Here is a 14,381-nt window from a genome sequence, read left to right as displayed (position 1 = left end):
GACGCCTTTATTCCGCCAGCAATCCCTGTTTCTCAAAGTCCTGCAACAGCACAGCGGCGTCGGATTGTGCCTGTTCAGGGGTCACATCATACTGCTCGCAGAGTAGTTCGACGACACGTGCCAGGTCAAACTCTTCCTCTTCTTTGAGCTGTTCCCAGAGCCACGCTGCCGAACTGTTTAAGGTGTAGACAGTCGATAGGTCGACCATATCCTGACTAGGATCTACTATTAAATGATCTGAACCAATGGTTCTTAAAACTAAATCCGATCTTAACTTCATATGTATCTGTTAAACGTTTTTTTTGTCCTCACGCAAGCATTCCATCTCACCATCGCTGCAATTGGCGATGTGGACGGGCTTCGCATATTTAAGGATTAAAAAGAATAAATAAAGCCAAAGTTAATCATTTTTTTTCATCTGGAGCGTTCCTATTTGACAGCATGCGGCCCAGTTTGGCGATAATGCGGCGTGGCAGCCGCAAGTGATACCAGGACAGTCCCCGGAACCGTGCCCAGCCACTGTTGAGATCGATTTCCCGTCGGGAATTCTGGGGCGTATGGCTGAGTGCCAGAGCAATGATATCGCCTTTGCCGATATATTCCCGCAGTACGAGATTGCCGTCACCGGCTAATATTAGTCGTCCTCCTGTCGTCGCCACATAGCGGTGAAAGACATATTTACCCTCGTGTCGGGCCAATACATTGCATCCTTTTCTGAGTGTTTCGCCCTTGTAGGCACGCAGCAGCACGGTGTCCCCGTCACTGATAAAGGGCTGCATGCTGCTCCCTTTGACGCGGATGCGCACCTCCTTGCCTTCGTTCAGCATACGCTGCACCTCAGCAAAATAGAAGTCATTGGACATGACCCGGGTATTATTATTTTCAGCTTGTCTATTCATATGTTACTGATTCGCCTGAACAAAATACTGGACCACCTGCTGCAGGTAGGTATCTTTGAGCAGTACCCGTTTGTTTTCGTCCAGCAGGTAGATGGTCGGCGAGGCTTTTAAATCATAGAGGTTGAAGGCCAGTACCTTTCCCTCGCTGTCAAAGCCATTGATCCATTCATACGAAAGCTCGGACTGGTAGTTTTTCCATTTGTTGCGGTCACCCCAAGGATCTATGGCCAGGATCTTCACCTGCAGTTGGGCAAACAGCTGCACCAGCTGCGGCGTATCCCGGAGCTGCTGTATGGTCTCTTTGCAGTGCGAACAGTCCGGATCGTAAAATAGAAGTAAGGTATATTTCGCTTTGCCGTCCGAGAGCTTCTGTGTACTCCCGTCGGCGGTGACATAGCTAAAATCTTCGGCGATCTGGCCAACCTTGTTGCGCAGCACCAGTTTATAGACCGGCCGGTAAGCCTCCTTCTCCAGATCAGACAGCAGATCCGTTTGGATCAGGTAGCGTAGTACCGATTCGTAGAGCACATCGTTGCGCAGGGGAGAGTTGCCGTCGTAAAGATAACGTTCATAAAGTTTGACGAAGTGGTCGAAGCTGCTCCGATTGCCTTTCGCTTTGTCCAGCATGTTGCCCACTGCTTTGTCGCGCATGGCCGAATCTGGTGTTTTAGAGAGCAGGCCGATAAAATCGGCAAGCTGTTGTTCGCCTTTATCCGGGTTTTTGACCTGTGCGGTATCGTTCATGTCAAACTTATCCCAAAAATGCAGCAGCGTGCTGTCTGCAGTACTTAGCATCTGCCCGGAGGTGGACTTGTTATTTTCCTGTTTGGCGGCATTCTTCGCATTGCAGGCCCAAAGCAGAGTGACCACAATACCTATGGATAACAAGAAACGAAACGTTGAAGTTTTCATGTGATTTATGCTTAACTTTGCTAAGTTAATAAAAGTTCCTAATTCTATAGCTGCATCGCTAACTTGAGCTACTGCTTTTTCGCGTAAACAGAAGAAAATTGCTTATCGACGATTTTAAAAACTATCTTTGTTCGTTGAAGAGAAGTTGTGGCGGAGGGTGATGGATATTTAGATATTTGTTTTTTTGGAAGGTAATAAGCTTTTAGTCTTCCAATTCGAGAATCTTAGTAGCGGACACTACTGTTTTTACGTTACAACACAACAAATAACACATAGAGCTGGGCTAGACGATGGTACTTTTCAATGAAATGGGTCCAGAAGTAATTTTTTAAACCATTTAATTAAATTGTTTTACTAATTTTGCGGCAAATGCCGACGTATCGAATGAAAAGAATAATCATGTGGTTATGTATGGTAGGATTTGTGGGAACAATACATGCACAGACCAGCCCTACCAATATTAAAGTAGATAATTTGACTGATGCTCAGATCGAGCAGTATATGAAGCAGGCTGCTTTGATGGGCTATGACGAGAGCCAGATCGATGCCTTTGCGCGGGCGCAAGGTGTATCAGCTGGAGAAGTACAGAAATTAAAAGATCGTCTGGAGAAAATCAAACGAAAAAAACAACAGCCGGAACCCTCGCAGGGGAAGTACAGCACATCGGTTTCGGGTCGAAATGGAGGTCGTCAAGTGAGCGGTAATCAGACCGATTCCTTGCAAAGTAAACAGCCAAACAGTCAGGATTCGACTCAGCATGATGATGGGAAATTGAAAATTTTCGGATCCGATCTGTTTAAAAACAACGCGATTACTTTTGAACCCAATTTGCGGATGGCCACACCAAGTTCCTATATTATAGGTCCTGACGATGAAATTTTGTTGGATATCACCGGCGATAATGAGGCATCGTATAAGTTGCCGGTCAGCCCTGATGGTCTAATCAAGGTAGAGTACGTGGGTCAGATCAATGTGGCCGGCTTATCCATTGCTGCGGCAAAAAGCAAAATAGAGCAGCGGCTGAGTGGTACCTATCCAGCGATTCGTTCAGGACGTACCCAAGTGAGTGTCACTATCGGTAACATCCGTACGATCCGCGTGACATTGACAGGCGCGGTCACCAAACCAGGAACCTACAGCCTGCCATCCCTAGCGACGGTATTCAATGCCTTATACGCTTCGGGCGGACCAAATAAAAATGGTACCTACCGTCAGATCCAGGTGATCCGCGGCAATCGCGTTGTCAGTACGATTGATGTCTACGATTTTCTGGCCAACGGTATTCAACAAGGCAATATCCGTTTGCAAGATCAAGATATTATCCATATCCCTGTCTACGGTGCGCGCGTACAATTTGAAGGTGAAGTCAAGCGTCCAGCGATTTTTGAGACCGTACCTGGTGAGTCCTTATCCGATATCTTGCGTTATGCAGGTGATTTTACTGAAAATGCCTATACCGCTAAGATCAAAGTGTTGCAGACGACCGGGCGTGAGCGCAGTGTGCAGGATGTCTACGCCAATGAGTTTGCCAATTACACGCCCAAAGGCGGCGATCAATATATTGTGGAGCCCATCCTGGAGCGTTTTGCTAACCGTGTGACCGTGCTTGGAGCCGTATTCCGTCCGGGGATATTCGGTTTGGAACCCGGACTGACACTCAAACAAGTACTGCAGATGGCGGATGGCGTACGTGAAGATGCTTTTATGGAGCGCGGTATAATCAACCGCCTGAGGGCCGACAATACGTCCGAACTGATTAATTTCAACGTACGCGAAGTGCTGGCGGGAACAGGAGAAGATATCCCATTGAAGCGCGAAGACAAAATTGAGATTGCTTCGATCTTTGACCTGCGGGATGAGTATAAGTTTACCGTGCAGGGCGAGGTGCGTTTTCCCGGAGATCTTCCTTTTTCGAGCAATGCCACCTTAGGCGATGTTATTCAAAAAGCTGGAGGATTGACTGAAGCGGCCAAGAATGCACGAGTGGAGATTGCCAGAAGGCTTAAACATCGAAATGTTGAAGATCACGCATCGTCACAGACCATTTTAGTGGATATTAAGGACGGCGTATTGAGTGATCCGAACATAGCGTTGCAACCCTATGATGTTGTTTCGGTGTTAGGTGATGCCGGATTCCGTACGCAGCGTCAGGTGACTATTGAAGGCGAGGTGTTATATCCCGGTGTATATACTATCTCCAGGGAGGACGAACGCATTTCTGATATCATCAAGCGCGCAGGCGGACTGACTGCCTACGCCTATACTGAAGGTGCGTCATTAAGACGTACGGGCATGTCTAAGCTGAAGGAAGCAGAAAAAAAGAAAAAAGAACGTTTGAAAAAAGAATTGGCAAAAGATAGTGTTGATGAGGAAGGAAATGCTACGAATAGCAGTTTAGATTCCGAAGAGGAAAACATCGAGGGCTCAAAGACCAAAAATAAGGCGCTGGCCAAGGTCTCGCAGCAAGGAATGTCCGCGGAGGATATTGAGCCAAGTGACCTGGTTGGAATCGAGTTAAATAAGATTTTGGAAAAACCATATCAGCAAGGTGATTTGTTGGTACTGGACGGGGATATTATCACAGTGCCAAAAGAACTGGAAACGGTAAAAGTGGTCGGTGAGGTGTTGAATCCTAATAATGTAGTCTTTGTAAAAGGCAAAAACCTGAAGTATTATATTAATCAGGCCGGGGGCTTTACCGACAATGCCCTGAAAAAACGCGTGTTTGTACAGTATGCTAACGGCGCTGTTAAAGGCAAGGATGGCGGGTATCCAGAAGTGAAACCAGGAGCGGAGATTGTCGTTCCGAAAAGAGCGCCAAGGGAGAAATTGAGTTCACAGGCTTGGATCGGTATTGGGACTGGGATTGCTTCTACATTGGCTATTATCATCAGTTTATTTAAATAGTTTAAACGTTGAAAAATCGCGACAATCAAACAATCGATGACGAAATGTCTTTGAAAGAGTTTTTTCTAAAGACAAAAAGTTGGGGCAGATATGTGTTTTCGAAATGGTATGTGTGGCTTCTAGCCGGTTTATTAGGTGGAATAGCTGGGTTTATATATGCTAAGTATCGCCCTGTTGAATATATTGCTACCACTACTTTTGTTTTAGAAACAGGAGAAAATACAGGCGGGGGCTTGGGACAAATGGCTGGTTTAGCGGCCTTGGCTGGAATCGATCTGGGCGGCTCTGGAGGTGGTATTTTTCAAGGGGACAATCTTTTTGAGTTGTATAAATCCCGCAAAATGATCGAAGCAGTTCTGTTAAATAGATCACCAAGCGACAGTGCTTTATTGTTGATAGACAGGTATGTTGCAATGGAAAAACTTAAGGAAAAGTGGGAATCCAAGAAGCCTGAGTTGGCACAACTGGACTTTTCAAAAAAAATACCTGTAAATATTCAACGGGATAGAGATAGTATACTACAGGCTATTGTAAAAGATATCAATACAAACAATCTCACTGTTGGCAAGCTAGATAAAAAGTCAGGCTTGATTAAAGTGGATGTAAAATCGACAGATGAATTATTTTCTAAGGAATTTAATGAGGTATTAGTTGCTCAGGTAAATGATTTTTATATCAAGACCAAAACTAAGAAATCAATGGACAATATCGATATTCTACAGCGAAAGACAGATTCTGTACGCGCAGTGATGAACGGAAATATTTCAACTGCAGCAATGGCAGTTGACGCTACCCCCAATCTAAATCCCACAAGGCAGGCTCAGCGGATGGTTCCCACACAGAGATCTCAATTCTCAGCGGAGACGAACAAGGCAATATTGGGGCAATTGGTCCAAAATTTAGAAATGTCCAAGATGGCACTTATGAAAGAGGCTCCATTGATCGAAAAGGTAGATGAGCCTGTATTACCTTTGCCAGTTAATAAGTTTGGTAAGCTTAAAACAGCAGTTATGGGAGCTATATTGGTTGGTTTTTTAGCTGTTTGTAGCCTAGTTGTAAGGAAGATATATCGTAATATTATTGAAAGCTAAACGTATGAATATTTTAGAGCTTATAGGACGCAAAAACGAGCTATTCAAAAACGATATTTTAGCGTATGAGGCTAGACTCATAGAAGTAATTTCGGCCTCACGATTTCTTGTTATAGGTGGAGCTGGCTCCATTGGGCAAGCAACCGTTAAAGAAATCTTCAGACGTAACCCCAAAAAACTACATGTTGTTGATATCAGCGAGAATAATCTAGTCGAATTAGTACGGGATATTCGCAGTTCTTATGGTTATATATCTGGGGATTTTCAAACTTTTGCACTCGATATCGGATCTATAGAATACGATGCCTTTTGGGAAGCAGATGGCGTATATGATTACGTTCTCAATCTATCGGCATTAAAGCACGTTCGGAGCGAAAAGGATCCTTATACACTCATGCGTATGATTGATGTAAATATTTTTAATACGGATAAGACGCTGCAGCAAGCAATTGCAAGGGGGGTAAAGAAATATTTTTGTGTATCAACAGATAAAGCTGCTAATCCGGTAAATATGATGGGTGCTTCCAAACGGATAATGGAGATGTTTTTGATGCGGCGAAGTAAGTATATTTCGATCTCAACGGCTCGGTTTGCGAATGTCGCCTTTTCTGATGGCTCGTTGCTCCACGGCTTCAATAAAAGGATTGAAAAGAGGCAACCTATTGTTGCTCCCAATGACATCAAAAGATATTTTGTTATACCAAAGGAATCTGGAGAACTTTGTTTGATGTCATGTATTTTTGGAGAAAATAGAGACGTTTTTTTTCCAAAGTTGAGTGAAAATCTACATTTAATAACCTTTGCTGACATTGCTGTACGTTATCTTAAAGAAATAGGTTATGAACCTTATATATGCCAAAATGAAGAAGAAGCGCGTGCATTAGTTCGCACTTTGCCACAAAAGGGACGGTGGCCATGTCTATTTACATTGAGCGATACCACAGGAGAAAAGGACTTTGAGGAATTCTTTACAGATAAGGAGGTATTGGATATGGATAGTTTTGAGAACTTAGGTGTGATAAAAAATGAGTTAAATGTAGATGAAGAAAAGTTGCAGCTTTTCGAAAATTCTATTTCTCAAATGAAGTCAAATCGTAAGTGGGCAAAACACGAAATAGTAGATCTGTTTTTGCAAATGATTCCTGATTTTGGGCACAAGGAAACAGGGAAGTATTTAGATGCTAAGATGTAATCATGAATTATTTTAACAAATTTATTGCTTTTGTAAGAGAACAGTATCACACGAATGATTTTGTCCCTTTACATGAACCTCGGTTCCGGGGGAATGAAAAAAGATATTTGTTGGAAACAATAGATTCAACATTCGTATCTTCTGTCGGCGCCTATGTTGATCAATTCGAACGAAATATGGAACAGTTTACAAAAGCGACGAAGGCTGTCGCGGTTGTAAACGGGACTGCTGCGCTGCAAGTGGCTTTGCGGTTAGTTGGCGTTTCAAAAGGGGATGAAGTAATAACACAAGCACTTTCTTTTATTGCTACATCGAACGCTATTTCTTACAATAATGCCATTCCAGTATTTCTTGATGTAGATTTCGATACCATGGGGCTTTCTCCAAAAGCGGTAAGGCATTTCTTGGAAAATAATGCTGAATTGAGAGAAGATGGCGCTTACAATAAATTTACAGGTAACAGGATTTCCGCATGTGTGCCCATGCATACCTTTGGTTTTCCTGTTCATTTAGATGAATTAATTACCGTATGTTCAGCATGGAAAATTCCGGTTGTAGAAGATGCCGCTGAATCTTTGGGTAGTTACTATAAAGAGCACCATACAGGGACAATAGGGCAAGTTGGGTGTTTTTCCTTCAACGGGAATAAGACCATTACCTGTGGCGGCGGCGGCGCAATAGTTTCGAATGACCTTGATTTAGGAACTAAAGCCAAATACCTTACTACAACTGCTAAGAAGCCACATCCCTATGAATTTTTTCATGATGAGATAGGTTACAACTATAGGATGCCTAACTTGAATGCAGCGCTTGCCTGTGCTCAAATGGAAATGCTGACATCTTTTTTAGCGGATAAACGTAAATTAGCAGAAGAGTACGCCAAATTTTTTCAGTCTGCGGGAGTAAATTTCAGAAGAGAGACTCCCCAAACCCGGGCAAACTATTGGTTGATGTGTGTGGAATTAAATAATATTCTTGAGCGAGATGATTTTTTAAAGGAAACAAACGCAAATGGAATAATGACACGTCCGATATGGACATTGACTTATCGATTACCGATGTATCAACACTGTTATCGCGATGAGCAAGTCAATGCGGAATTTTTAGAACAACGTATTGTTAATATCCCAAGTAGTGTACGATAATAAAGATATTGCGATAATTGGTTATTCTGGTCATTCATTCGTTGTCTTGGACACAGCGAACGAGGCAGGAATCGTTATATCCCATTATTGTGAAAGGGAGGAAAAAGCTTACAATCCATTTCAGTTAAAATATGTAGGCGATGAGAGTAGTGAATACTTTGATTGGGATAGTGTTGATAATTTTATTATCGGAATTGGAGATAATCAAATAAGGAAAAAGATGGCCAATCTCGTTTTCTTACATAATAAACAGTTAGTTACAATCATCCATCCTTCAGCGCATATTAGTACCCTGTCTGAGGTAGGAATAGGAAATTTTTTAGCCGTAAATAGTACAATCAATGCCTTCGCAAAGGTGGCTAACAATTGTATATTGAATACAGCCTGTGTAGTTGAACATGAATGTATTATTTCTAGTCATGCGCATATAGGCCCTGGAGCTATTTTGGCAGGCAATGTAACCATTGGAGAATCAGCTTTTATTGGAGCTAATTCAATTATAAAGCAAGGTGTCACAATCGGTGAAAATGTTGTAGTGGGGGCTGGAAGCGTGGTTTTGCAGAATATTCCCAATAATGAAATCTGGGCTGGTAACCCAGCAAAAAAACTTAGATAATGGAAAGAACGTTGATTATTGCAGAGGCTGGAGTGAATCATAATGGTGATATAAATAATGCACTTAAGCTTATTGATGTTGCTGTTGAAGCTGGGGTGGACTATGTGAAATTTCAAACCTTTAAAGCAGAAAAATTGGTTTCTAAAGAGGCTAAGAAAGCTGATTATCAGATGAATAATACGGCAGATGGTAATGATTCTCAATTTGATATGTTAAAGAAATTGGAATTGTCCCATGCTAGTCATAGCCAGCTAATCAACTATTGTAAAACAAAAAAGGTTAATTTTTTTTCAACCGCATTTGATCTAGAATCTTTAGAATACCTTAAAGAGATTGGTTTGGAATTAGTTAAAATCCCGTCAGGTGAAATCACAAATCTGCCTTATCTAAGAAAAGCAGCGCAACTGTTTTCAAAAGTAATATTATCCACCGGAATGTCGACCATGGAGGATATTGCAGCGGCTGTAAATGTATTCAGAAAGGAAGGTGTATCTGATATAACAATATTACATTGTAATACCGAGTATCCAACGCCTATGGAAGATGTTAACCTAAAAGCTATGCTTGCTATTAAGGAACAGTTTCAAACAAGCGTTGGTTACTCCGATCATACATTAGGTATCGAGGTGCCAATTGCAGCAGTTGCTTTAGGAGCGACCGTAATTGAAAAGCATTTTACATTGGATAAAACCATGTCGGGGCCCGACCATGCTGCTTCCCTTGAACCACTTGAGTTGCGAACTATGGTGAAGGCCATTCGCAATATTGAGGTGGCAATGAAAGGGGATGGGGTGAAGAGGCCCTCCCCTTCAGAGCTGAAAAATATTGCTGTGGCCCGCAAAAGTATTGTTGCGGCAAGAAGTATTAAGAAAGATGAATTGTTGTCAGCGGATAACTTGACCGTTAAAAGGCCGGGAAATGGAATCTCTCCTATGTGTTGGGATGAAGTCATCGGGAAACCAGCAATTCGTGACTTTGAGGTAGACGAGCTAATTGAAATTTAAATGAAAAAAATTTGTGTTGTAACGGCTACACGGGCTGAATATGGCTTATTGAAACCTTTGATGGATGTAATCCAGCATTCAGATGAACTGGAACTTCAGATTGTCGTAACTGGAGCACATTTGTCACCAGAATTTGGATTAACCTATCGGCAGATTGAGGCAGATGGATTTATAATCAATGAAAAGGTAGAAATTTTACTTTCATCGGATTCTGCATCCGGTATTGTTAAAACAATGGGGTTAGCGATGAATGGGATGGCGGATGTTCTTCCTCGACTTAAGTCTGATATGCTTGTTATATTGGGAGATCGCTACGAAATCTTAGCTGTCGCTTCAGCGGCAACAATATTTAAAATTCCTATAGTGCATTTACATGGCGGTGAGATTACAGAAGGAGCGTATGATGATTCGATCAGGCATGCTATCACAAAATTAAGTCACTTGCATTTTACGTCAACGGAGGAATATAGAAAACGGATTATCCAAATGGGAGAAGAGCCTGATCGTGTATACAATGTCGGAGCCATTGGATTGGATAATATTACCAATTTAAAATTAATGAGTAGAATGGATCTTGAGGAGGATTTGGGAGTGAGATTTTTAAATTACAATTATCAAATTACATTCCATCCAGAAACCTTATCAGCTTTAAATTCTCAAGAACAGTTTCAGATATTATTGGATGCAATAGAAAAGCAGGAAGATAGCTTTTTTATTTTTACAAAAGCAAATGCAGACACGGACAGTAGAATTATAAATAAAATGATTGATAATTATATTGCCAAAAATCCAAATAAAGCTAAGGCTTTTGAGTCGTTGGGCACTTTGCGTTTTTTGTCCGTTGTTAAAGAGTGCACAGCGATTGTAGGTAATAGTTCTAGCGGTATTTTGGAGGCTCCTTCTTTAGGAACTCCAACATTAAATATTGGAAATAGGCAACTTGGCCGTTTACAATGTCAATCAATAGTTAATGTCTCTTGTAGCTTTAATGATATAATTCGAGGCTTTGAAAAAATTAAGTCGATTAAGTTTAGAAATTGTTTAAGAGATTTGGAAAATCCTTATTATAATGGTGGAGCAGCACCTAAAATTGTTGAGGTAATAGAAAGATATCAACAGCAGGACACTGTGAAAAAATTTTATAATTTAATATGAGTATTGTAAATAAACATATTATCCACAAGGAACGATCCGTCAGAGATGCTTTAATCAAATTGGATAAAATTGCTCCATCCTCTATCCTATTTGTCGTTGAAGATGACAATAGGTTGTTAGGATCTTTGACAGATGGAGATCTTCGTAGAGGTTTTATTAGAGGGTTAGGCTTCGAAAATAGTTTATTGGATTTTATACAATCTAATCCGGTTTTTATTCGAGAAAATGAATATGACCTCAAGCTATTGGATGAGTTTAGAAAAGATCTCCTCAAGATTATCCCAATTATCAATAATTCGCATCAAATCGTAGATATTTTAGACTTTAGTTTGCGTACGACTTTGATACCCGCAGATGCTGTGCTAATGGCCGGCGGAGAGGGAAAGCGTTTACGTCCGCTTACAGATAACACCCCAAAACCTCTATTACGTGTTGGCGACAAGCCTATTATTGAATATAATATAGATAGATTAAAAGAAGTAGGTATTCGTAATATCAATTTAAGTATAAATTACTTGGGCGATCAGCTAGTAAGTTATTTTGGTGATGGTTCCAATAAGGATCTTAATATTCAGTATGTTAGAGAACATAAGCCCTTAGGTACTATCGGTTCCATATTGTTGGTGGAAAATTTTAAATACGACGATATTATTGTCATGAACTCGGATCTTTTGACCAATATCGATTTCGGTGATTTTTTTAAAACATATAAGGAGACTGGTGCTGATATGATTGTAGCTGCAACCTCTTATCATGTTGATGTTCCCTATGCTGTGTTAGAAGTCAATGAAACCAATTGTGTTAAATCATTGAAAGAAAAACCACGGTATACATATTATTCGAATGCTGGGATTTACATATTGAAAAAAAATCTACTTAGTATGATTCCTGATGACCAATTCTTTGATATTACAGATCTAATGGACCGGGTAATTGAGATGAATCTAAATTTGGTCACCTATCCGCTTAATGGATATTGGTTAGATATTGGAAAGCACGAAGATTTCAAGAAAGCTCAAGAGGATATTAAACATATTAAATTATAGAGATGAGAGGTTTAATCACAATTTGTGCCAGAGGTGGTTCGAAAGGGATTCCCGGTAAAAATATCAAGTTGATCAATGGAAAAGCTTTGATAACTTATTCGATTGAAGTAGCTCTTTCACTCGCCGAAGATGAGAATATAGATATTTATTTATCTACAGATTCAATCGAAATTAGGGATGTGGTTCGATCATTGGGGTATTCTACTATAAATACGTCTTATGAAAGGCCAGGTTTCCTTGCTAGTGATACAGCCGGTAAATTGGAAGCGATTGCAGATGTCAAAAATTATGCTGAAAAGCAGAATGACTATAAATATGATTTCGTGATTGATTTAGACGTGACATCTCCATTTCGAAGCGTTGAGGATCTTAAGAAAGCTATCGATTTACTCTTTGACAATGAAGCTGCATTAAATATATTTTCTGTAAGCCCAGCAAACAGAAATCCCTATTTTAATATGGTTGAAAAGCAGGAGAATGGATTTTTTGGCCTATGTAAAGTTGGGCAGTTCCTGACGAGACAGTCTGCTCCTAAAGTCTATGATATGAATGCGTCATTTTACATCTTTAAGAAGGCATTTTTTGAAGAAGGATATAAGACCGTTATTTCGGAGCGAAGTTTAGTATGTGAGCTGCCTCATATATGCTTCGATTTAGACCATCCTATAGATTTTGAGTTTATGTCTTATCTATTGGAGAACAAAAAACTGGATTTTAAATTTAATTATTGATCTAAATGAAGGTGCTAATAGTTGGTTTGGGCTCTATTGCGAAAAAACATATTGAGGCAATGAGAAGACAGATCGAAAATATAGAATATTATGCTTTGCGTAGAGGGAATACAGACACTGCATCCGTTTATCAAGGAGTCACCAATCTGTTCTCATTAGAAGATTTTGATTTAGATGTATTGGATTTTGTTATTATTTCGAATCCGACCCACCAACATTATGATACTATAAAGACATGTATAGCTTTTAAGAAGCCGTTATTTATTGAAAAACCTCTTTTTTCTGAATTGACAAAAGATACCGAGGAATTGGTTAAAAAAGTATTAACATCCGGGGTCATTACATATGTTGCTTGTAATCTACGTTTTTTAGATGCAATAAAACAACTAAAGGGGTATCTTGAAGGCAAACGAATAAACGAAGTTAACGTCTATTGTGGGTCTAATCTCCCGGAATGGAGGCCAAATGTCGATTTCCGGAAAGTTTATAGTGCAAACAAAGAAATGGGGGGAGGGGTACATATCGATTTAATCCACGAACTTGATTACGTGTATTGGTTTTTTGGAAAACCAACAGCACATCGTTCTCTCTTTAGAAATGTTTCATCTTTGGATATTTCGGCGGTAGATTATGCAAATTATATATGGGAGTATCCAATGTTTACAGCGTCCATAGTATTAAACTATTATCGAAAAGATCCGAAGAGAACAATGGAAGTCGTTACTTCAGATGGTACTTATTTGGCGGATCTATTGAACAATGTAATTTATTTTAATGGGGAAATAATTTTTCAATCAAGTCAGACGATTTTAGATACTTATGACAATCAAATCCGCTATTTTATAGATAGTATTATTGGAGCCAATGTAAGCTTCAATACAATTGATGACGCAAATACTATTTTAAAACTATGTATTCAGGATTAAAAGATAAGGTAATTCTCGTTACGGGAGCAGGAGGATTGATAGGTCGACAATCAGTAAGACATTTAGTGGCACATGAGGCAATCGTTGTGGCCATTGATATTAATGAATTTGAATCGGAAGCAACGCTATTTTTAAGTGCAAATGTTACTGATATCACAGAAATTGATAAGGTAATCGAGGAGGTTACTTCAAAATACGGTCGTATTGATGGATTGGTAAATTTGGCTTATCCTCGAACACAGGATTGGGGCAAGCCTTTTGAGCAGATCGAATATACCTCTTGGCAAAAAAATCTGGACATGCAGCTGAATGCTGTTTTTTACATTTGCCAGAAGGTTTTAAAGATAATGAAAATGCAGCGATCGGGTTCAATTGTTAATATTGCGTCTATTTACGGTGTGGTAGGAAATGATTTTACGTTGTATGAAGAATATGGTGGAACTTCGCCAGCTGCATATGCTGCTATTAAGGGAGGGATTATTAATTTCTCGAGATATCTAGCATCATACTATGGAAGTTATAATATTAGAGTAAACTGTGTTTCCCCGGGAGGAATTATTGATAAGAAAAATCAACATCCGTCATTTATCAAAAGATATAGTGATAAATCTCCATTGGGCAGATTAGGTAAACCGGAGGAGATTGCTCCAGCAATAAGCTTCTTGCTATCCGATGACGCGACATTTATTACGGGACATAATCTGATGGTAGATGGTGGCTGGACTGCTATATAACTTGTAAAAAATATAATAATTAT

Annotated in this window: 14 protein-coding genes; 11 read left to right on the top strand and 3 right to left on the bottom strand. The window is 40.2% G+C overall.

All coding sequences use genetic code 11. The features are described 5' to 3' along the window. Window positions 1-7 precede the first annotated feature (7 nt). The 3 genes from K7A41_RS06760 to K7A41_RS06750 all read right to left on the bottom strand — a co-directional run bounded on the left by K7A41_RS06760 (window position 8) and on the right by K7A41_RS06750 (window position 1,811). Window positions 8-280 (bottom strand): PqqD family protein, encoded by a 273-nt coding sequence (locus tag K7A41_RS06760; protein WP_265713103.1) that lies wholly within the window; start codon window positions 278-280, stop codon window positions 8-10. A gap of 124 nt (window positions 281-404) precedes the next feature. Continuing rightward, window positions 405-899, bottom strand: a complete 495-nt coding sequence (locus K7A41_RS06755; RefSeq protein WP_265713102.1) for a S24 family peptidase — start codon at window positions 897-899, stop codon at window positions 405-407. Window positions 900-902: 3 nt separating this feature from the next. Continuing rightward, the gene (locus tag K7A41_RS06750) at window positions 903-1,811 is read right to left on the bottom strand and encodes a DUF5106 domain-containing protein (protein ID WP_265713101.1); all 909 of its coding nucleotides are present in this window, start codon (window positions 1,809-1,811) and stop codon (window positions 903-905) included. 384 nt (window positions 1,812-2,195) lie between these two features. Here K7A41_RS06750 and K7A41_RS06745 point away from each other — a divergent pair, with 384 nt between their 5' ends. The 11 genes from K7A41_RS06745 to K7A41_RS06695 are packed head-to-tail and all read left to right on the top strand — an operon-like array spanning window position 2,196 to window position 14,358. Next, on the top strand, window positions 2,196-4,718 hold the full coding sequence (locus K7A41_RS06745; protein ID WP_265713100.1) for an SLBB domain-containing protein: 2,523 nt from the start codon (window positions 2,196-2,198) through the stop codon (window positions 4,716-4,718). A gap of 8 nt (window positions 4,719-4,726) precedes the next feature. Further along, window positions 4,727-5,809, top strand: coding sequence for a lipopolysaccharide biosynthesis protein (locus K7A41_RS06740; RefSeq protein ID WP_265713099.1), 1,083 nt, complete (start codon window positions 4,727-4,729; stop codon window positions 5,807-5,809). A gap of 4 nt (window positions 5,810-5,813) precedes the next feature. Continuing rightward, on the top strand, window positions 5,814-7,001 hold the full coding sequence (locus tag K7A41_RS06735; protein ID WP_265713098.1) for a UDP-N-acetylglucosamine 4,6-dehydratase: 1,188 nt from the start codon (window positions 5,814-5,816) through the stop codon (window positions 6,999-7,001). A gap of 2 nt (window positions 7,002-7,003) precedes the next feature. Beyond that, a complete protein-coding gene (locus K7A41_RS06730) occupies window positions 7,004-8,146 on the top strand; it encodes a LegC family aminotransferase (protein ID WP_265713097.1) in 1,143 nt (380 codons plus the stop codon). Next, window positions 8,136-8,762, top strand: coding sequence for an acetyltransferase (locus K7A41_RS06725; protein ID WP_265713096.1), 627 nt, complete (start codon window positions 8,136-8,138; stop codon window positions 8,760-8,762). Before K7A41_RS06730 ends, K7A41_RS06725 begins: the two co-directional genes overlap by 11 nt. After that, entirely contained in the window at window positions 8,762-9,766 is a 1,005-nt protein-coding gene (gene neuB, locus K7A41_RS06720; RefSeq protein ID WP_265713095.1) for an N-acetylneuraminate synthase, read from the top strand. The genes K7A41_RS06725 and neuB overlap by 1 nt, the downstream gene beginning before the upstream one ends. Further along, window positions 9,767-10,921, top strand: a complete 1,155-nt coding sequence (gene neuC / locus K7A41_RS06715; protein ID WP_265713094.1) for a UDP-N-acetylglucosamine 2-epimerase — start codon at window positions 9,767-9,769, stop codon at window positions 10,919-10,921. Next, entirely contained in the window at window positions 10,918-11,967 is a 1,050-nt protein-coding gene (locus K7A41_RS06710) for a nucleotidyltransferase family protein (RefSeq protein WP_265713093.1), read from the top strand. The genes neuC and K7A41_RS06710 overlap by 4 nt, the downstream gene beginning before the upstream one ends. Before the next feature lie 2 nt (window positions 11,968-11,969). Next, on the top strand, window positions 11,970-12,698 hold the full coding sequence (locus K7A41_RS06705; protein WP_265713092.1) for a cytidylyltransferase domain-containing protein: 729 nt from the start codon (window positions 11,970-11,972) through the stop codon (window positions 12,696-12,698). Between the two features lie 5 nt (window positions 12,699-12,703). Then, entirely contained in the window at window positions 12,704-13,624 is a 921-nt protein-coding gene (locus tag K7A41_RS06700; protein ID WP_265713091.1) for a Gfo/Idh/MocA family protein, read from the top strand. Next, a complete protein-coding gene (locus tag K7A41_RS06695) occupies window positions 13,609-14,358 on the top strand; it encodes an SDR family oxidoreductase (RefSeq protein WP_265713090.1) in 750 nt (249 codons plus the stop codon). Before K7A41_RS06700 ends, K7A41_RS06695 begins: the two co-directional genes overlap by 16 nt. The last annotated feature ends 23 nt before the right edge of the window (window positions 14,359-14,381 follow it).

Origin of the sequence: Sphingobacterium sp. InxBP1 (assembly GCF_026191775.1) — a bacterium.
GTDB lineage: Bacteria > Bacteroidota > Bacteroidia > Sphingobacteriales > Sphingobacteriaceae > Sphingobacterium > Sphingobacterium thalpophilum.
The sequence above is the reverse complement of the archived record's forward strand: the minus strand, read 5'-3'. Positions and strand labels throughout refer to the sequence as shown.